Below are 20,779 nucleotides of genomic sequence, written 5' to 3'. Positions count from 1 at the left end.
ATGTTATCTTTAATCGCAGACATAATATGTCAATAAGGACAAATATGAATATCCACAACATTGCCAACCATCTAAATGAACTTGGCGACAATGGCCATACTGGCTTTCAATTTGATTGTTATCCAATTGATGGCGACGTGGAAGTCTTGCAGGTTAACATCGTTGGCCGAGAAGAGATCCCGGTGTTCTTATCGGTTACGGACAACCAGATCCTTTGCATCAGCTATTTATGGGGCGAGGATGAAGTGAATCAAGAGCGTCGCAGCGAAATGTTTGAGACCATGTTAGAACTCAACATTCCAATGCCACTTTCATCATTCGCCAAGATTGATGACAAGTATGTGGTATACGGCGCACTATCAGTACAATCAAGCATCGAAGAGATAGAACAAGAACTATCTGTTCTATCTGACAACTGTCTCGAAGTAATCGACGAACTCGCCGATTACCTTAAATAAAGGAGCCACATTATGGGCATTCTAAACAAGATTCTTACTGCTTTTCGCGGTGGCGCAACTGAAGTTGGCCAAGGTATTGTAGACGCAAACTCAACACGTATTTTTGAACAAGAGATCCGTGATGCAGCGAAACATCTGACTAAAGCTAAACGCGACTTAACTGAAGTTATGGCAAAAGAGATGCAAGCAAGCCGTGAAGTTGACCGCCTTAAGCGTGCAGTTGCTGAACATGAAGGTTACGTAGCACAAGCACTTGAAAAGGGTAACGAAGCATTAGCACTAGAAGTTGCTGAGAAAATCGCTGAATTGGATCAAGAACTTAATGACCAGCAATCTGCCAACGAAAGCTTCAGCGCACATGCTACTCGCCTAAAAGAGCTAGTACGTAAAACTGAACGTCAAGTCACGGATTACCAACGCCAACTGACGATGGTGAAGACCACAGAAAGCGTACAAAAGGCGACGGCAACAATTACCGATTCATTTGCGGGCAGTAACTCAAAGTTACTTAATGCTAAAGATTCGCTAGAGCGCATCAAAGCGCGTCAGCAGTCATTTGATGATCGCCTTAAGGCATCTGAGACGCTAGCGGAAGAAAACAACGACAAAGCGCTGCATGATAAGCTAGCGGAAGCGGGTATTGGTGAGCAGAAGTCTAACGCTAATGCTGTACTTGATCGCATTAAAGCCCGTAAAGGCTAAAGGAGTATGACGTGGGATTTCTAAGTGGCCTATTTGGCAAGAAAGAGGAACCTAAACGTCAACTCGACCACCCATCAAAGCTAGATAAGGGAGATATGATCTCCCTTGATGATAGCTTTGCGCTGCCACCACAATTACGTGGGCAGCAGCTTAGAGTTGAAGCGGTTAATACTTATGAGTATGAGCGCAAGCAGCAAACGGAATGGGTGCTAAAAGGGCATGGAAGTGACACCATCTTTCTCGGCTTAGATGAAGATGATGAAACTTACCTCGCTTTGTCGATAAAGGTTAATCGTGGTTTAGTCGAGCAGCTATTCGATTTAGAGCAATTTGGCGCTATTTTTGAAGAACCTGGCAAAGCAGAGCTAACCACCAGTGAATTGTCACCTGAGCTAGCAACTGAATTTGAGCAGTGGTTATCACCTCAATATCATCAGGTCACATTCGCGGGGTTTGGTTACTTTCATCGTCAGGACTATCGTGGCACAAAGCCACCTCAAGATGCTGACGGTGCCACTGGCGACCCTTTTGAATCATACCAATTACTGGATGACGATGAAGATAAAGCCATTGATATCGAAGTCTATGATGGGGGCGAAACGGATGTCATGTTGACACTTTACCGCCCACTATCAGACATCAGGGACTATTGGCCTGGCGCATAATTTAAAGGTTCTAACGTGACTCACGTTAGAACCTTTTTTGTTTCTGCCGCCATGAGTGATAGCATTAACCTATAAAGCCGTTTCTATGGATAGGTAATATCTTACGCATGAGCAAGCAAAAGAATCCGTTGCCGGAACAGTGGCAGCAAAATCAAAAAGCCGCTAAGGCCACTCAAATTGCCTTTGATTTGGATGAAAAATTTCAATATTCCATCCGTAAAGCCGCGCTTGATGCCGGTGTCAGTCCGTCAGATCAAATTAGAGACATTCTCGGGTTAAGTGTGACTAAGCGCCCTAAACGCCCTCGCCTTACCGTATCCTTAAGCGCTGAGGACTATGCGCTGTTAGCTGAAAAGTATAATCTCAAAGCAGAGCAGCAGTTAGAAATCAAAAAACATGTTCTTGATGCTCTCATTCACTTTAGTACCGAAGACTAAAGTTTCAAAGGCTAGTTTCGCTTCCTGCTTAGGAAGTACGTAGCATTAACGATGGACCGAAAAATGACCACAGAAAAGCGCTGGATCATACAACCTGAAACGCCGCCGACACCTTTCCAGCTCGCGATGATGCTGTTGTCGTTACTCTCTGTCGTTGTAGTACTCGTGCTTACCTTTGGCGGCCTTGATGGCGAAACTAGGCGTTTACTGTTCTTTATTGATACCAGTATTTGTCTTATCTTTATGGCTCATTTTTTCTATGGCCTTTTTAAGGCCGAGCACAAGCTAAGCTACTTCAAACATCACTGGATAGATTTTATTGCCAGTATCCCTGCCGTTGAAGCGCTTAGAATGGCACGCTTGTTCCAAATTCTTCGCGTGGTCAGACTCATCCGTATGACCCGCTCTTTGATTGTCCCTATGCTCAAACAGCGTCGCCAAGCCACTCTCGCCAGCTTATTAGTCGCTTTAGTCACCATTCTAACCTTTGCTTCTGTTTTGGTATTGATTGTTGAAAGTGGGGTTGAAGGAGCCAATATTGAAACCGCTGAAGATGCCATTTGGTGGGCTTTGGTCACCATATCAACCGTCGGTTACGGTGATTACTATCCCATTACGACAGCAGGACATATCATCGGTGGTTTTGTCATTGTCTGTGGCGTGAGTTTTTTTGGTGTCATTTCAGGTTACATGGCGTCTGTTTTTGTTGCGCCTGATGAAGCTGAAAAACTGGAAACTCACAGCGAAGAAATTCGCTCAGAACTGCATATGAGTCTCGACCGTATGGAAGCCAACCAGCAGCAGCTATTACAAGAGATAGAATCCCTCAAGCAGGCCATAAAAGACACTAAAAAATAAGCCCGCACATTGGCGGGCTCAATCATTAAAAATGGGTCACCAAAGCGTTAACGCCAGTACGGTTCGTTCTGCATCGCACTACGGCGAGAAAACTCCATTGCTTGTACTAAGCTCAGCTCCTTATTTTCTAGCCAATCACTAATATCGATATACGCTAGCTCACTAATCTCTTTAAGTTGTCGATAAGCCGCTAAGGTTCTAATCCCTAACGCAAGGTCTTGCCAAGGCGCTCTAAATTGATCTCGTGATTTGTTTGAATAAAGCTGACCATATGCCACACCAACAAACATGCTGTTATCTAACGCCTTTGCGACAGCAAGATAGTCGCTACTGCTTAAGTCATTATTTAATGGCATAACATCCAATATCTTTTGCCATGATTTTTCTTGTAGCTCATCGGCAAAGTGCTTCAAACTGAGTGTTTTATCGATAACAACGTTGCCAACACTTATTTGCATCAACAGATCAACAAGATGTACTTGAAGCCGGCCATAACAAATATCGTCTAACAGCGCGTCGAAATGGGCAGAAATATCCAGTTGCTGCAATTTAGCATTGGCTATATCGACCAGTGCATCCGACATCGACAACTTAGCGATAAGGGCAGCGTTTTTCTCCACAATAGAAAATAGACTCAGCGACTCTTCGATAAAGTTAAGCCGACGCTCAATACAGCCAAAATCCTCTTCAAAAGAGTCTCCTAACAAGGTAAATTGCGCCAGCGTGCTTTTTAGCAATCGAATACAAGCTCTGAGTCGGTAACAGAGCATTGGCAGTTCATGGGGGTTCTGCGCCACATCAAGGATCATAGCCTCAAGCTGCTGCCACCTTTCTAGTCCAACTTCGAGTAAGTTTATAGCGACCTGTTTTAAGTTTTGTTCAGGCTTTAATGCAATAAAATCGAGCACTTCCAAATTAAACGGACTTGCTTGAGCCGCTAACTGATAGCCTCTTTTTGCTTTACTCGCGTTGCCTAATCGAACCGGTACTTCTCTGCTAACGATGCCCGCTAAAACAAGTAGGGCTGCAGTATCACCAGCAAGTAATTCAAACTCTAATTCACAGATGGGTTCAGAGCGGTCATCAACACAAATATGACCGATATCAAGCGCCACTTCGACCAAACTATCATCAACAAAAATATGCCATTTTTGTCGTTCAAAATCAGTATTGAACAAACAACGCAGCTGTAACTGCACTTGTTCAAGATCTGCGCCTTGTGGCCAAATTTTACTCGGGAATAAATTTAATTTTGGAAAATCGTGATCTATATCGACATTAAATTCAGGCCGAGAGTGGATCCCACCGACAACCTGTCCAGCAGTCTTAATTGTTTGCTCTCGGTGAGTATTTATCCCGCGAACTCGCAAGCCCATGTCCCAATGACGCAAAGTAAGGTCAGGGGTTTCAAAATACCCATTCGTTAACTTTTCGCTGCCTTTACTATCGGAGTTAGGAATGCTATCCAACAGGTTTATAAGGGTTTTTCTTTTATTTTCATTAAAGAAAAGTTTGAGTTCTATCTCTGCTTCCATCTGTGTACTATTCGCCTTGTAATCAAAATTTAATCAATCTGTCATTAATTCGACACAGTGTAATATTTTTGTAATAAAAACGCCGTAGGATTCGCTTTGCAGTTAAGATATAACTCGTTAGAATAAAAAACTGTTTAGTTAATTACAAAAACACAGTTTTCTTACGCGGCCGCTTGGGTTAACATGCGCCCGCTTTTTCCAATAGTGGAATAACCTAAATAGGTAAACGGCAATGCCAGTAAACTCTATTTTGGGCGTGTTTGCAAAATCGCCAATTAAGCCTCTCCAAGAGCATATCGACAAAGTATACGACTGCGCGTCATTACTTGTCCCATTTTTCGAAGCTACAGCCTCAGGTGACTGGGACAAAGCTGTTCAACTGCGTCAACAAATAAGCTTGACTGAGCAAGAAGCAGATTCACTAAAACGTGAAATCCGCTTAACTCTGCCTGGTGGTTTGTTTATGCCCGTTGAGCGTACTGACTTACTGGAGCTACTCACCCAGCAAGATAAGATCGCTAACAAAGCGAAAGACATTTCCGGTCGAGTTATTGGCCGAGAGCTCGTCATCCCCCATGCAATCCAAGAATCCTTCATTGCTTATTTACAACGCTGTCTTGATGCAGTTGCGTTATCAAAGCAAGCAATTAACGAACTCGACGACCTACTAGAAACAGGTTTTAGAGGCCGTGAAGTGGATCTTGTGGCAAAAATGATCAGTGAACTTGACTCTATCGAAGATGACACTGATGTTTTACAAATTAAGATACGTAGACAACTTTTGGCTATCGAATCTGATTTTAACCCTGTAGATGTAATGTTCCTCTACAAGATAATTGAGTGGGTTGGTGACTTGGCAGATCTTGCCGAACGAGTCGGTTCCCGCCTAGAGCTGATGTTAGCTCGCGTCTAATCAAAAGATTATCAAGGTAATAACATGGTTGATGTATTAGTCACCAACGGCCCATGGCTTATTGGCATGGCAGCTCTATTTGGTTTTTTAATGGCTTGGGGTATTGGCGCAAATGATGTAGCCAATGCAATGGGAACCTCTGTAGGTTCCAATGCGATTACAATTAAACAAGCGATTATTATCGCAATGATTTTTGAGTTTGCAGGAGCGTATTTAGCCGGTGGCGAAGTCACCAGTACAATTCGTAAAGGCATTATTGATTCAACTTTCTTTATGGAACAGCCTGAGCTTCTGGTTTATGGCATGATAGCGTCTTTGCTAGCTGCTGGCATTTGGCTTATTGCTGCTTCAGCACTCGGCTGGCCGGTTTCGACAACTCACTCTATTGTTGGTGCCATTGTTGGTTTCGCAGCAGTAGGTGTGAGCGCTGACGCCGTCGAGTGGGGGAAAGTAGGAGGTATCGTAGGTTCTTGGGTCGTCACGCCGGCAATATCGGGCTTTATCGCCTTTATGATATTCCAAAGTGTCCAAAAGCTTATCTTTAATACCTCGAATCCACTTGAAAATGCTAAACGTTATGTTCCTTTCTATATGGCTCTTGCTGGTTTTGTAATGGCATTGGTTACCATCAAGAAAGGTCTTAAACATGTTGGTTTGCACTTTGATAACTTCGAAGCCTACTCTTTGGCTCTCGCGATTGCAGCATTAGTGGGTATTGCTGGCATGATTGCCATCAAGCGCCTAAAAATGGACAGTAAAGCGGATCGTCAAACCCAGTTTGGCAACGTTGAGAAAGTTTTTGCAATCTTAATGGTTGTAACCGCATGTTGTATGGCATTTGCGCACGGCTCAAATGACGTAGCAAACGCTATTGGCCCGCTAGCCGCTGTTGTTTCAATCGTTAACAGTGGTGGTGAGATCAGCAGTGAAGCGCCTCTTGTTTGGTGGATTCTACCGCTGGGTGCTGTAGGTATTGTCTTGGGTCTAGCTATCTTTGGTAAGCGTGTAATGCAAACCATCGGTAAGAATATTACTCACCTGACACCAAGTCGTGGTTTCGCGGCGGAGCTGGCAGCAGCTTCAACGGTGGTGATAGCATCGGGTACTGGTCTACCCATCTCAACCACACAAACCCTAGTGGGTGCGGTGTTAGGTGTCGGTATGGCTCGTGGTATCGCTGCAATCAATATTGGCGTAGTGCGTAATATTGTTGTTTCTTGGGTGGTAACCCTACCCGCTGGTGCCGCGCTATCAATCATGATCTTCTTCATGATTAAAGGTATTTTTAGCTAAATACTGAGCTTTATTGCACCGAAAAGTACTGCGATTCCTTAAGGGAGTTTGATAATATTTGTATCAAGCTCCCTTTTTGCGTTTTATCTCCCTTAATGCTACTTGCATTAAGTCCTCTAAATCCATAGCATGTTGGCTAAATTTCATTGATGAGAATAGATTGGTGTTAAAAATTCTAACTATTGTGGGAGCGTTATTACTTTCCCCCTCTTTATTTGCGGCAAACCAAACAAGTTACATCTCTGATGATGTTTTTATCTATCTCCATGGCGGACCGGGTACCCAGTTTCGGATTTTGGGCAGTGTAGAAGCGGGTCAGAAGATAACTTTATTAGGTGAAACTCAAGGTGACTACAGCAAGATAATCGATCATAAGGATCGTGAAGGCTGGGTTCAAACTAAGCTACTCAGCTCAGCTGTAAGCTTGCGTGAACAATTACCCTTGGTGCAAGCAGAGCTAGTGCAAACTAAAGCTGACTTAACTAACGCACTCACGACAACAGATTCGAGTGTACAAGAGTTAAGCCAGATTAAGACGCAACTCGCTCAAGCACAAAAATCACTAGCAAGTGCTAGCCAAGAACGCGATAGCGCTCAGGCAAAACTGGCAAATATACAAAGTAATGAACGTTTTCAAATGTGGCAACAAGGTGGCTTTATCGCCGCTGGCGGCCTGTTATTGGGCATTATTTTAGTTTACTTACCACGACCACAGCGTAAGCCTAAAAATCACTGGTAAATACTAACCTGGTATTTTTAGTTCTTTAGCCAGTGTTTTTAAACACTGGCTTTTTATTTTCTAGCCTTCCCCCCTTACCCACTGGGGCCTAGCACGCACCCCACCCTCTAAAAATCAAACAAAGATCACACTCCCTTACGCAAAGGTGTCCCTTATCACATTTTACAGGTACAATCACCCGCGCGGAGGCCTTAGATTGTATACAAAAAGATAACAACAAAGATCTTGTCGCATTAAACATCCCTGCAATATACCTTCGGCCAAGATGGAAGTTATTAATATGTTCAAAGCGAGTGAAGTACTAGCTGGTCGTTATGACTCAGCCGATCTCAACGAACTGTTCAACGCGATCAGCAATAATTACATTGTTGATGAAGAACTATATTTATCAGAATTGATAAAACTGGTTCCGTCCAGCAAAGAAGAGATCGATCGTGTGACAAATCGTGCATACGAATTAGTGAATAAAGTACGTCAATACGACAAAAAAGGCCTTATGGTCGGTATTGATGCATTTTTACAGCAATATAGCTTAGAAACACAAGAGGGCATTATTTTAATGTGTCTTGCTGAAGCCTTATTGCGTATTCCTGATGCAGCAACCGCTGATGCCCTGATTGAAGATAAACTCTCAGGCGCTCAATGGGATGAACATCTGAGCAAGAGTAACTCACTCTTGGTCAACGCCTCGACTTGGGGGTTGATGCTTACCGGTAAAATCGTCAAACTCGACAAACAAATCAACGGCAAACCAAGTAAGCTACTTAACCGCTTAGTCAATAAAATGGGTGAACCTGTTATCCGCCAAGCCATGCTTGGGGCGATGAAAATAATGGGTAAACAATTTGTACTTGGCCGCAACGTAAAAGAGGCGCTCAAAAATAGTGTCGACAAACGTAAGCTTGGTTATACGCACAGCTACGATATGTTAGGTGAAGCAGCCTTAACTAAAAAAGATGCGCAAAAATATTTCGATGAGTACTCTAGTGCTATCGCAACGATCGGCGGGCTAGAGTATGACGAAAGTAAATCCCCTCGCCCAACGATCTCAATTAAGCTCTCGGCGCTACATCCTCGTTACGAAGTCGCCAACGAAGATAGAGTCTTAACAGAGCTATATGACACGCTGATATTACTTATCAAGCAAGCTCGCTCTCTTAGAGTCGGTATCTCTATTGATGCAGAAGAGATGGATCGCCTTGAGCTTTCATTAAAACTATTCCAACGCCTTTATAATTCAGATGCAGCAAAAGGCTGGGGTCTACTGGGTATTGTCGTTCAAGCTTATTCTAAGCGTGCGCTACCAGTGTTGTGCTGGTTAACTCGTCTGTCGAAAGACCAAGGCGATGAAATTCCACTACGTTTAGTTAAAGGTGCCTACTGGGATAGCGAGCTTAAATGGTCCCAGGAAAATGGCGAAGCGGGTTACCCTCTTTATACCCGTAAAGCGAGCACCGACGTGTCATATCTTGCCTGTGCAAGATACTTATTGTCTGATGCCACACGCGGCGCTATCTACCCACAGTTTGCCAGTCATAACGCCCAAACGGTTGCTTCAATAGCCGATATGGCAGGTGACCGAAATTATGAATTCCAACGCTTACATGGTATGGGAGAAGAGCTTTTCGATACGCTATTGGCAGAACGTGGCGTTAAGACGGTACGTATCTATGCGCCAGTGGGTGCCCATAAAGACCTACTGCCTTATTTAGTGCGCCGCTTACTAGAGAACGGCGCAAATACGTCGTTTGTACATAAACTTGTCGATCCTAAAACGCCGATTGAGTCGTTGGTGATACATCCACTGTCAACGCTAAAGGGCTACAAAACTCTAGCTAACAACAGAATTGTTTTACCTGCCAACATATTCGGTACTGAGCGTCAAAACTCGAAAGGCCTCAACCTGAACATCATGTCAGAATCGACTCCTTTTTTGGCGGCAATAGAAAAGTATAAAAACCACACTTGGTCTGCTGGCCCAATAGTCAACGGCGAAACCTTAAGTGGTGACATTAAAGAGATTGTTAGCCCATTTGATACCTCTAAGGTCGTTGGTAAGGTCGCCTTCGCTAACAACCATGCTATTGAACAAGCCCTTACAGGCGCTGCGGCTTCATTTCCAAGCTGGTGTGCTACCCCTGTCGAGGTGCGAGCCACTGCACTGCTGAAGCTTGCCGACCTAATTGAAGATAACCGTGAAGAGCTGATTGCACTTTGTACTCGTGAAGCAGGGAAGAGTATTCAAGACGGTATCGATGAAGTGCGTGAAGCCGTTGATTTCTGTCGTTACTATGCCGTACAAGCTAAGAAGATGATGGCTCAACCCGAGCGACTTCCTGGCCCAACTGGCGAGATTAACGAGTTATTCCTTCAGGGCCGCGGGATCTTTGTCTGTATTAGCCCATGGAACTTCCCCTTGGCTATCTTCATAGGCCAAGCAGCAGCAGCGCTAGCGGCGGGTAACACTGTTGTCGCTAAACCTGCAGAACAAACGTCTATCGTCGGTTACCGCGCGGTACAGCTCGCTCACGAAGCGGGTATTCCGAAAGATGTGCTGCAGTTTCTGCCGGGTACAGGGGCAACCGTTGGTTCAGCAATTACCAGCGATGACCGTATCGGTGGTGTTTGCTTTACCGGCTCTACAGGTACAGCAAAACTGATTAACCGCACGCTAGCCATGCGAGAAGGGGCGATTATTCCTTTGATTGCTGAAACCGGTGGACAGAATGCTATGGTAGTGGATTCCACATCGCAACCAGAGCAAGTGGTTAACGACATAGTGTCGGCATCTTTCACCAGTGCAGGCCAACGTTGCTCTGCGCTGCGGGTGCTGTTCTTGCAAGCGGATGTTGCTGATCGCGTGCTTGATGTAATGAAAGGCGCAATGGAAGAGCTTACCATTGGTGACCCAAGTTCAGTGAAAACAGACGTTGGTCCAGTAATTGACGCCACGTCTGCAGCAAACCTTAACGCTCACATCGACCATATCAAACAAGTCGGTACTCTAATTAAGCAGATGGAGTTACCTGCGGGTACCGAAAATGGTTACTTTGTTGCGCCAACGGCCATTGAAATCGATTCAATCAAGCAGCTTGATAAAGAGCACTTTGGGCCGATTTTGCACGTGATCCGTTACAAGGCATCGGAGCTCAATAAAGTTATCGATGAGATCAACTCAACTGGATTTGGTCTCACGTTAGGAATTCACAGCCGTAACGAAGGTCATGCGCTTGAATTAGCAGGCAAAGTTAATGTCGGTAACGTTTATATTAACCGTAACCAAATTGGTGCTGTCGTCGGTGTTCAACCCTTTGGTGGTCAAGGGTTGTCTGGCACAGGTCCTAAAGCAGGGGGGCCACACTACCTTACGCGCTTTATAACCGAGAAAACACGCACTAACAACATCACCGCGATAGGTGGCAATGCCACACTATTGTCTTTAGGTGATAGTGACGAGTAATGTTCTAAGGTAGAACAGCCTTAATTGTTAATATTACGATAAAAAAAGCCAGATTTTCAATCTGGCTTTTTTATGTCTTCTTTCCAACCAAAGCGCTCTCTCAATATCATTAACGCGGCATACGATGGCCAGATCATAAGTACAAGACTATGAACTTAAGCATCATTGTAACGAAACTTTCTGCTCACTCTCACGAGCATCCATTACGACACACGATTTAAGACCAATCCAGGCTAAAGCAGTTTCATTCATTAGCAGACACCACCTGATTTTCTAGCTATAAAAACGAACAATGTGACCACGAATGCGATCATGCCATTTTATATCGCTGTCACACGATACCAATCAGCTGCTGAAATCCAGCCCTAAACTACTGAATTAAAATACTAAAAATATATCCACGCCACAATAACAAGGCGTAGCACTGCAGAATCGAATCGTTCAGCCGCTTATGCTATTTTTTGATATAAGCTGGCATAATAGCTATCGCTTGCGAGTAGTTGTTGATGATTCCCAGAACAACGGATTTTACCTTGTTCCATCAAATGAATCGTGTCCATTCTCGCCATTGCCGTTAAACGATGGCTGATCATCAATACCGTTTTATCACTCGCAAACGCAAACAATAGTGCTAAAATCTCTCGCTCTGTTTTCTTATCGAGCCCTTCTGTTGGCTCATCAAGCAGTAACATAGGCGCATCTCTAAGCAGTGCTCTAGCCACGCCAATTCTGCGCTGCTCGCCACCCGATAACTGCCGACCACCCTCACCAATCCAGTTGTCTAATGGCTTATCACCTTGTAGTAAGACCCCTAAGCCGACTTTTTCTAACACCGCAATCAACTTATCGTCATCTTTACGGCTAGCGTTATCCAATGCGATAGCTAAGTTCTCTCTTAAGGTGCCGCTAAATAGATAGATACGTTGGCTCACGACCGACATTGATTTGCGTAGAGCGTCCTCAGAATAAGCACTCGCGTCACGCCCATCCAATATCACTTGGCCATTTTGTGGTAACCACTCCCGAGTAATCAATGACAATAAACTCGACTTCCCACAACCCGTTTGCCCCAGTAAAGCGACCTTGGCCCCCGCTGGAATGACGAAGTTAAGTTGTTGCAGTACGCTGTGCTCAGGGTCATAACCAAAATCGATATTGAATAATTCAACACTGCCCTCACTGACTTGCAGATGATTATCTTCTGCAAAAGTGACCTCTGGGGTTTGCTCTACCACTTGATTAAGTCGGGTTGCTGCTGAGCTACAAGCGGAAAGGTGCTGAAATGCCCCAGCTAATGGCATCATCATCTCAATGGTCGCCATCGTTATAAATACAATCATTGCCAGTTTTGGCCCTGGCGGTACAGACTCCCCTACTCCCGCTGCAGCCATGTACAGCATGACTAGCACCGCAAAACCATGACAGAAGATGAGACATGCTTGACTGAGTGCCGTCACCCGATTCATTCGATTCTGACTGGCGATCATTAAGCTTTCAGCACCGTTTAAGCGCTGGCGATACAGCCCTTGTGCACCAAATAAGGTTAACTCGGCTTGGCCTTGCAAGTACTCGAGTAACTGCACCCGTAACTCGCGCTTAGTTTCGAGCTGGGCGATACCTGGTTTACGACCGAGAAAGTAAAATACCGTTGGCAGAAGCAACCATACTGCCAATAATATGCTACAGAGTGTGGCCGCCAGTTTTGCATCAAACCATGAAATAAAGAAATACAGCCCAACTAGCATCAATAATGAAGCTAGTAGCGGTGTAAGCAAGCGCAAGTAAAGATGATCTAACGTATCGATATCTGCCACTAGCCGATTAAGTAAGTCTCCTCGGCGGATCCCCTGCAGGTTTTTAGCACTCAGCGGCATCAGCTTATTCCACACCCAACAACGCAGATCGGTTAATAAACTAAATGTTGCCTCGTGAGTGGCTAATCGTTCGCCATAACGGCTCGCAGTGCGAACAATCGATAACAAACGAACACCACCAGCAGGCGTAAAATAGTTAAACATCTGCGCCGTAACAACGGTGAGCCCAGCAACCGCTGCAGCGGATAAGAACCAACCGGAAAGCGCTAATAAGCCAAGACCAGCCATCATTGTGGTCACGCTTAAAAACAGTCCGATAAACATCATGAACCATTGGCTTTTAAATCGTTTAATGTAAGGTAATAGCGCTTTCATTACAGCTCTCCCTCCGTCTTCGTCGCGAGCTCAATATCAACAGGCGCTGACTCAAGTAACATTCGCTTAAATACCCCTTCAGCCGCTGAAAGCTCAGCAAATGTACCTTGCTGTGCCAATAAGCCATTCTCCATCACTAATACTCTGTCCATCGAACTTAATGATTCCAACCGATGAGTCACCATTAGACAACCCGTTGCTTGCATCGCATCAGCTAACGTCGCTTGTACAGCTTGTTCGCTTAAGCTGTCTAGACTCGCGGTAGGTTCATCTAATATGTATAGTTTAGGCTGCTGCGCTAGCGCTCTAGCGAGTGCTATACGTTGGGCTTGCCCAACAGACAAGCCTGCCGTTTGTTCTTGTATAGGATGGTCTAGCCCTAGCGGTTGCGATTCAATAAAATCGAGAATGTGCGCTTGGGCTAACAATGCCTTAATAGCATCATCTGACAATGCTTGGTCTTGTGCTAACTGTCCTAGCGCGACATTTTCACGCACAGTGCCACAAAACAGTTGTGGCTCCTGCCCAAGCCATGCCAATTTTTTACGCCACTGCGACATCGGTAATTGGCGCAACTCAATACCATTAACCTTAAGCTGGCCTTGATACGGCAAAAAGCCTAATAAGGCACTAAGCAAACTTGTTTTACCCGCACCGCTAGCCCCTACGACGGCTAAATGCTCACCTTGCTGCAACGTAAAACTAATCGGTCCAAGCAGCTCGGTGCCATCGACGCTATAAACTTTAAGATCAATGGCTTCAATACTAATCTCAGCCTCAAGTTCATCACCCGTACCCATTTTTTGACCCGCGTTTGCTTCTGGATGGTCAAGCAGAGCCATTAGCTCTTCTGCAGCGCCAATCGCCTGTGCTTTAGCATGATAATGGGTGCCCATATCTCGCAGTGGTTGGTAAAACTCTGGCGCGAGAATAAGAATAAATAGACCGGTAAATAAGCTGATTGAGGTACCGTAATGACCAAAATCCAAATGGCCTAAATAACTGAAACCAAAATACACCGCCAAGACCGCAATCGATACCGCGGCAAAGAACTCAAGCACTGCTGAACTGAGAAACGCCATTCGCAGAACCGACATGGTGCGTTCTCTGAACTCTTCTGACGCTTTCTCAATCGCCTTAGCTTCTTTGGCACCTTGATTAAACAGCTTCAAGGTCGACAAGCCTTTCAGCCTATCCATAAAGTGACCACTTAAACGAGCTAGGGCACCAAAGTTTTTACGGTTGGCATCCGCGGCCCCCATTCCCACTAAAATCATGAACATCGGGATAAGCGGTGCGGTCGCGAGTAAAATAATCCCTGCCGCCCAATTGACCGGGAATACAGCCATTAAAATAATCAGTGGAATAAAGCCTGCCAGAACAATCTGTGGCAAATAACGTGCGTAGAAATCTTGTAAGTCTTCCACCTGCTCAAGCACAATGCTCGCCCAACTGCCAGCAGGTTTACCTTGAATAAAAGCAGGCCCTAATGCGGCCAACTTATCCAGTACCGCAGCGCGCATATGCACCCGTAGCAGCGCACCCGCTTTAAAACTTGAACGCTCTCTAGCAAATGCCAATACACCTCTAACAATAGTGAGCAGCAACAGTAACCAAAAATGGTCACTAAAGGCTGCCTTAGGCAGCTCATCGATAATGATGCCTTGTAATATGGTGGCAATGAGCCATGCCTGACACATCAAACTTATGCCGGTTAGCACCCCGAAGAAAATCGATACATTGAGGTAATAACCACAGGCTGATTTTTGCTGTTTGAGCCAGTGAGTGAGTTGTTTCTCTACGGTTTTATCCATTGGATCCCAGGTTTACTGTACTTGACAGATAAGCTTAATAAATTAACGGAGTAAGAGTAAGACGCCTGAAGGCCGTCACCAAGAAGGCAGTACTTAAGAGGACTGCATTTAAGTGTAAGTTCCGTAGCCTAAAAAATATTAATGTTGAGGCATAAAGGATGGCTAGTATCGCAGGCATTAAACGCGGAATAAAACGCCAGTGACGTATTTGCTATGAGACTCACAAAAATTGAGCTAGATCAATAAAAGGGCGACGATGACTCAACATCATTCGCCATAATAGTTAGCTTTTTAAGCACAAAAAAACCGCGAAAGCTAAGCTTATCGCGGTTAATTTTATTTTTTGCCTAAGATAAGTGTAATAACACTTGGCAAGTTAGCGTCTCAATTAACGCTCGGCGTCTGAGCCGTAATCAAGGTTTTCGTCTGCGGAATCACTCTCAGATGCTCTCTTTTCGTCACGAGCACTGCGCCATACATCAGCAGCAAGCTCTTTAGCGTCAGCCGCTTTATTACGCTCGTCACGCGCTATAGCTTTACGTTCGTTACGCTTAACAAGGTTCTCTAAGAATGATTTCAGCTCAGTTTCGCCCCACGCTATCGCTTCAGCTTCAGTAGCAAAACCTTTTTGGGTTTTTGATACCACTATTTTTCTAGCTGATTGACGACGAGTGATCTGGCCAGTCCAAGTTGTTTTATCTTCAACAACGCGAAAATCATACTTCTTTGTTTGTGTCATGTTACTTATTTTCCTAACAATAATCGTAATACTTTGAGCTTAATGCGTTAATGATTTAGCTCAATCATAAGTAACAGCAACCGCCATTGCTTTGCTGCTACCTTCAATATTCTTTCAGCGTAATAGCGCGTAATTGCCATGCCAAATCATAGTCGTTAATAATATGTCTGACTAATCAATTCGCCTATTAAGCTATCACTTCAGTTTGTCTACCATGTCGAATTCACATAGTTGACATGTGAGTTGATACCCGAGCATAGATTTTCTCCCGCGAATGCTTGTCACCCAACCACGGCTTTCCCACGGTGGACGATGACGCACATGCTGGTTATGACCACAAGCTAACTCTGCAACCCAATGTTGTTCATCATCTTTATGATAATTAATAATGGCTTGTAGCAAGGAATACACCTTAAATAGACCAAAAGCGATTGGCTAAGTTTGAGTTGCAGTCGATAGATAAACTTTCAGGGGCGCGAGATTAACACGTGCGGACTCGAAACAACATCTTTTAAGCGACTAAAAATCACACAACTGAGAACTTTAACTCAATTAGGCTGTTTTCCCAGCAGCTAAGTGGGTAATCATTACCCTATACTCCCGTTCAAAAACGGCTATTCACTGCCATACTCTAAACGATGAAGATAATAGCGCTATTGTTTATTAAATGGCGCTTTTTGGGCAGATCCTGTAAGCTGCACGCCCGCCAGCATTAGCCGGCCCTCCTATAACAGCAGTCAGCGCGCTTTACGCCAGCTTGGCTGGCCGAAATGAGACCAATCTATGAGTTTTGCTTCACTGGGCTTATCAGCCCAAATTTTGAAAGCTGTCGCTAGCAAAGGCTATGACACTCCATCTCCAATTCAAGCACAGGCAATTCCAGCGGTGCTTGAAGGTAAAGACGTTATGGCCGCCGCCCAAACCGGGACAGGCAAAACAGCTGGCTTTACATTGCCACTGTTAGAGATTCTTTCAAAAGGCACCAAAGCTCCAGCAAAACAAGTGCGAGCATTAGTATTAACCCCGACGCGCGAACTCGCGGCTCAAGTGGGTGAAAGTGTAGAAGTTTACGGTAAAAATCTGCCTCTAAAATCAGCGGTTATTTTTGGTGGTGTCGGCATTGGCCCACAAATATCAAAGCTTAGTCGTGGTGTTGACATCCTAGTCGCGACTCCAGGTCGCCTGCTTGATCTTTATAACCAACGCGCCGTCAACTTTAGCCAGCTTGAAGTCTTAGTACTAGATGAAGCTGACCGTATGCTAGATATGGGCTTTATTCACGATATTAAGAAGATTATTGCCGCGCTACCCGCTAAGCGTCAAAACTTAATGTTCTCTGCGACTTTCTCTGATGATATTCGTAAGTTAGCTAAAGGCTTAGTCAACAATCCGGTAGAAATCTCAGTAACACCTCGCAACGCCACAGCCAATACTGTAACCCAGTGGATCTGCCCGGTCGATAAAGGCCAAAAAGCAGCCGTTCTGGTTCAGCTTATTAAGCAAAATGACTGGCAACAGGTCTTGGTTTTTAGCCGAACTAAACATGGTGCAAACCGTTTGGCTAAAAGTCTCGAGGCTAAAGGCATTACTGCAGCAGCCATCCATGGCAATAAAAGCCAAGGAGCACGTACTAAAGCACTGGCTGAATTTAAGAATGGCGATGTACGCATTTTAGTCGCAACCGATATTGCTGCTCGTGGCCTTGATATCGATCAGCTGCCTCAAGTTGTCAACTTCGACCTGCCAAATGTACCTGAGGATTATGTTCACCGTATTGGACGTACAGGCCGTGCAGGTGCTACTGGTCAAGCTGTATCACTGGTTAGCGATGATGAAGTTAAATTGCTGCGTGATATCGAAATACTGATCAAGCAAAATTTAGAACGTAGAGTTATTGAAGGTTTAGAACCTACCCATACTCTGCCAGAGACCGATTTGACTGGTAAATCTCACGGACAAAACAAAGGTCCGCGTAACAGTAGCCCTCGTGGCACCAACCAAAGACGTTCTAATTCAAGTGCCAAGCCTGCTAACCGCAGCCAACAAGATGGTGCGGGTAAGGTTGAACATAAAGATGGACAACGCAGCGGAGAAGCGGCGCGTGGCCATAAGCCTACGGATAAAAACCCAAGACATAGCCGATCAAGCAAGCCTGGATCTGCGCCGTTATCAGGGCAACGCCGCAGTCGTCGCAGCGAAAATAGCCCACAAGGCTAATATCGCGTTATAGCACTGAATACCAAAACAAAAAAGGCTCCCGATGGGAGCCTTTTTATTGTCTGGAATAACGTTATTTAAGCTCTTGCTCAAACAGTTTATGAATACGGCGGTATTCATCTAACCAGCTCGATGGCTGACGGAAACCATGAGGTTCTACCGGATAGATTGCAGTCTCAAACATCGGCTTTTCAAGCTCAATCAAACGTTGTACTAAACGAACGCTGTCTTGGAAAAATACATTGTCATCTAACACACCGCTCATAATCAACAATGGCTTTTGTAATCCTGCAGCATGCTCAATTGGCGAGCTACGCTCATAAGCGATAGGGTCAACATCTGGCGTATTTAAGATGTTAGAGGTATACGGTGCATTATAGTGAGCCCAATCAGTCACCGGACGCAGTGCCGCGCCAGCTTGGAACAATTCAGGCTCATTAAATAGCGCCATAAACGTTAAGAAGCCACCGTAAGAACCACCATAGGTCCCCACTTTACCAGCATCGACATTAGCATTAGCTGCCATCCAGCTGACACCGTCTTTAAGATCTTCAACTTCAGGGGTTCCCATCTGACGGTATACTGCTGTACGCCAATCTCGACCGTAGCCTTTTGAACCGCGATAATCCATATCCATGACCACGTAGCCCTGTTGAGCAAGTAGGTTATGGAACATGAACTCTCTGAAGTAGCCAGAGAAGCCGTAGTGAGCATTTTGCAAATAACCCGCACCGTGGTTAAAGATCACAGCCGGATACTTGTCAGCATTGTCTTTGCTATATCCTTGCGGCAAATAAACACGAGCATACACCTCGCCAGCACCATGAGTTGATGGAACAGTAACGACTTCTGGTGCTTGCCATGCATAGTTTTTAAATGCATCACTCGTATAATCAGTCAGCTGTTTTATCGCGCCGCCAACAGGTTGTACAAAAAGCTCTGCAGGTTTTGTACGAGTAGAAGCACTGAGCAGTAACTGCGTACCATCAGGGCTCAAACTATAATCGAGCTGACCTTGCCACTGCGTTAGTTGCTCGTCTTTACCTGTTGCAATCTCTACCCGATAAACATTATCGATGCCCGGATGGCTCTTGTTTGCCTTGTAGTAGATAAACTGTGCTTTGGGGCCCAATGTAATATCACTTACCACATATTGACCTTGCGTCAGCGCTGTAGCTTTTTCGCCACTGGCTTTTAGGTACAGGTGTGAATAACCCGTCTCTTCAGAAAGGTAATACAGGCTATCGCTATTGGGCAACCAACCATACTGGTTAAAGTTGTAGTTAATCCACGCATCATCATGCAGGCGATGTTCGGTTTTCAAACTGCCTTTACTTAAATCAACCGTCGCTATCCAACGATCTTTATTATCTATAGCTTCAAGCATAACCGCGACTTTATCGCCTGAAGCTTGCCATTGGATAGCACTTTGTGACCATCCCCAATCTTGAATGCGTTGTATTTTACGCGGTGACTTTTCGCTGATATAGCTTTCACCTTTAGCCTTGGCATTTTCTGCCTTAACTGACGCAAGTACGTCTTCATCAAAACCCGTCAGGCCTTCAATAGTAACGTCTTTTTTGGTGTGAGTTTGTAGGTCAAGAATAACCATACGCTCACCTGGAGGGGTATCTTCGGCAACACGTGCGCGGGCAGGTACTGCGTCGACATAACCGTCTTTACCTAAATAGTTCGGCATGATGTCGTGCTCTGAACGCCAGCTGTAATCTTTGTCACGCAGTGACAACAATACATACCGTCCGTCAGGAGATAAGCTCAGCTCGGTGACCACTTCAGTATCACCTAAATACCATGTCTTGGCTGCCATAGTAGGATCTGCGTTAACTAAAGCTTCTTTATACTGCTGCTTAGACTTGGCGTTGCTTTGCTGCAGTGCAACATATTCAATAAGGCGATGTTGCTGTTTGGCGATATAGCTTGAAGGATCTTGCACACCTTTAGGCATGGGTGCCATTTTGATATTGGCTATCTGCTCGGATAAACCTGAATCACGGTGAATTTTAAAAATATTATCACCTTGCCAATAGGCAATATCACCATTGTTCAAAAAGCGGACACCATCAACATTGGTATTTTGGCGGGTAAGTTGAGTGATGGCTTTTGAACCGAGATCTTTTACAAACAAGTTACCTTGATAGAGATAGGCTTTACGCGTCTTATCATTATCTAGCACACCGTATTCTTGATCGGCTGCATGAAGCTGATTTAACGCAAGCTCGTTGGCTGCTGAACCCTTGCTATCTTGTTGATAGTAATTTTTAGTTGGCTTGCCATGGGCTTGGCGAGAAAAGTAGATAGATTGGCTATCGTCACTCCAGTAGGCCCCTTTTGCAAGTAATCCCATCCAATCTGGATTTGCCATAATCTGATTAAGCGTAAGTGCTTGGTCAACTTGCGGAGGCGCTGACAATGCTACAACATTTGTAGCGGAAGTGAGCTCAGGTGCAACAGTGGTGTTAGTCGATGAGCAACCCGCTAAAATAGCGACTGTTAGAGCACTCAATCCGATATGACGAATGACGTTTTTCATTATCAATCCCTTTTATTATATACCAATCGGTATAAGAAGTTGATCTACTCAGAGTGTTTTTTGGCGAACTAATTCAAGGCGAATGAATGACATAATGGTTGTTCCCTTATGAGTTCATTCAACACAGAAGTAGGAGGCCAAAAACACTCCATATTGGCGAGTTTTAGCGGCTCTGATGCTGCGTTAACAAGCTAAAACGTAGTAATAAC

16 protein-coding genes are annotated in these 20,779 nt (G+C 44.8%); 10 read left to right on the top strand and 6 right to left on the bottom strand.

Annotated elements, in window-relative coordinates:
* The first annotated feature begins 44 nt into the window (after positions 1 to 44).
* From L2729_RS12315 to L2729_RS12295, 5 genes are all read left to right on the top strand, one after another.
* Entirely contained in the window at positions 45 to 458 is a 414-nt protein-coding gene (locus tag L2729_RS12315) for a YjfI family protein (RefSeq protein ID WP_101092503.1), read from the top strand.
* 12 nt (positions 459 to 470) lie between these two features.
* Positions 471 to 1,160, top strand: coding sequence for a PspA/IM30 family protein (locus tag L2729_RS12310; protein ID WP_101092504.1), 690 nt, complete (start codon positions 471 to 473; stop codon positions 1,158 to 1,160).
* 11 nt (positions 1,161 to 1,171) lie between these two features.
* Positions 1,172 to 1,825, top strand: a complete 654-nt coding sequence (locus L2729_RS12305; RefSeq protein WP_248988539.1) for a hypothetical protein — start codon at positions 1,172 to 1,174, stop codon at positions 1,823 to 1,825.
* 107 nt (positions 1,826 to 1,932) lie between these two features.
* Positions 1,933 to 2,262 (top strand): hypothetical protein, encoded by a 330-nt coding sequence (locus L2729_RS12300; RefSeq protein WP_248988538.1) that lies wholly within the window; start codon positions 1,933 to 1,935, stop codon positions 2,260 to 2,262.
* Positions 2,263 to 2,325: 63 nt separating this feature from the next.
* Complete coding sequence (locus tag L2729_RS12295; protein ID WP_248988537.1) at positions 2,326 to 3,120, top strand: potassium channel family protein; 795 nt, start codon at positions 2,326 to 2,328, stop codon at positions 3,118 to 3,120.
* Positions 3,121 to 3,167: 47 nt separating this feature from the next.
* On the opposite strand, the gene L2729_RS12290 is transcribed toward L2729_RS12295, so the two are convergent.
* Positions 3,168 to 4,655, bottom strand: coding sequence for a CYTH domain-containing protein (locus L2729_RS12290; RefSeq protein WP_248988536.1), 1,488 nt, complete (start codon positions 4,653 to 4,655; stop codon positions 3,168 to 3,170).
* A gap of 232 nt (positions 4,656 to 4,887) precedes the next feature.
* Here L2729_RS12290 and L2729_RS12285 point away from each other — a divergent pair, with 232 nt between their 5' ends.
* The 4 genes from L2729_RS12285 to putA all read left to right on the top strand — a co-directional run bounded on the left by L2729_RS12285 (position 4,888) and on the right by putA (position 11,060).
* The gene (locus tag L2729_RS12285; RefSeq protein ID WP_101092509.1) at positions 4,888 to 5,568 is read left to right on the top strand and encodes a TIGR00153 family protein; all 681 of its coding nucleotides are present in this window, start codon (positions 4,888 to 4,890) and stop codon (positions 5,566 to 5,568) included.
* 24 nt (positions 5,569 to 5,592) lie between these two features.
* On the top strand, positions 5,593 to 6,861 hold the full coding sequence (locus tag L2729_RS12280) for an inorganic phosphate transporter (RefSeq protein WP_248988535.1): 1,269 nt from the start codon (positions 5,593 to 5,595) through the stop codon (positions 6,859 to 6,861).
* 163 nt (positions 6,862 to 7,024) lie between these two features.
* Positions 7,025 to 7,600: a TIGR04211 family SH3 domain-containing protein gene (locus tag L2729_RS12275; RefSeq protein ID WP_248988534.1), complete on the top strand. Its 576-nt coding sequence runs from the start codon at positions 7,025 to 7,027 to the stop codon at positions 7,598 to 7,600.
* Between the two features lie 265 nt (positions 7,601 to 7,865).
* Positions 7,866 to 11,060, top strand: coding sequence for a bifunctional proline dehydrogenase/L-glutamate gamma-semialdehyde dehydrogenase PutA (putA, locus tag L2729_RS12270; RefSeq protein WP_248988533.1), 3,195 nt, complete (start codon positions 7,866 to 7,868; stop codon positions 11,058 to 11,060).
* Positions 11,061 to 11,509: 449 nt separating this feature from the next.
* On the opposite strand, the gene cydC is transcribed toward putA, so the two are convergent.
* From cydC to L2729_RS12250, 4 genes are all read right to left on the bottom strand, one after another.
* Complete coding sequence (cydC, locus tag L2729_RS12265; RefSeq protein ID WP_248988532.1) at positions 11,510 to 13,249, bottom strand: heme ABC transporter ATP-binding protein/permease CydC; 1,740 nt, start codon at positions 13,247 to 13,249, stop codon at positions 11,510 to 11,512.
* Positions 13,249 to 15,063, bottom strand: coding sequence for a heme ABC transporter permease/ATP-binding protein CydD (cydD, locus tag L2729_RS12260; RefSeq protein WP_248988531.1), 1,815 nt, complete (start codon positions 15,061 to 15,063; stop codon positions 13,249 to 13,251). The genes cydC and cydD overlap by 1 nt, the downstream gene beginning before the upstream one ends.
* 388 nt (positions 15,064 to 15,451) lie before the next feature.
* Positions 15,452 to 15,802: a DUF3622 domain-containing protein gene (locus tag L2729_RS12255; RefSeq protein ID WP_248988530.1), complete on the bottom strand. Its 351-nt coding sequence runs from the start codon at positions 15,800 to 15,802 to the stop codon at positions 15,452 to 15,454.
* Between the two features lie 195 nt (positions 15,803 to 15,997).
* Positions 15,998 to 16,213, bottom strand: coding sequence for a DUF3565 domain-containing protein (locus L2729_RS12250; protein WP_428848242.1), 216 nt, complete (start codon positions 16,211 to 16,213; stop codon positions 15,998 to 16,000).
* Between the two features lie 372 nt (positions 16,214 to 16,585).
* On the opposite strand from L2729_RS12250, the gene L2729_RS12245 reads away from it, so the two are divergent.
* Positions 16,586 to 18,019 carry a DEAD/DEAH box helicase gene (locus tag L2729_RS12245; RefSeq protein WP_248988528.1) on the top strand — a complete coding sequence of 478 codons (1,434 nt, stop codon included), beginning with the start codon at positions 16,586 to 16,588 and terminating at the stop codon, positions 18,017 to 18,019.
* A 73-nt stretch (positions 18,020 to 18,092) separates the two neighbouring features.
* Here L2729_RS12245 and L2729_RS12240 read toward each other — a convergent pair whose 3' ends face one another.
* Positions 18,093 to 20,570, bottom strand: coding sequence for a S9 family peptidase (locus L2729_RS12240; RefSeq protein ID WP_248988527.1), 2,478 nt, complete (start codon positions 20,568 to 20,570; stop codon positions 18,093 to 18,095).
* Positions 20,571 to 20,779 lie beyond the last annotated feature (209 nt).

Source organism: Shewanella gelidimarina (genome assembly GCF_023283945.1).
Classification (GTDB): Bacteria; Pseudomonadota; Gammaproteobacteria; order Enterobacterales; family Shewanellaceae; genus Shewanella; species Shewanella gelidimarina.
The sequence above is the reverse complement of the archived record's forward strand: the minus strand, read 5'-3'. Positions and strand labels throughout refer to the sequence as shown.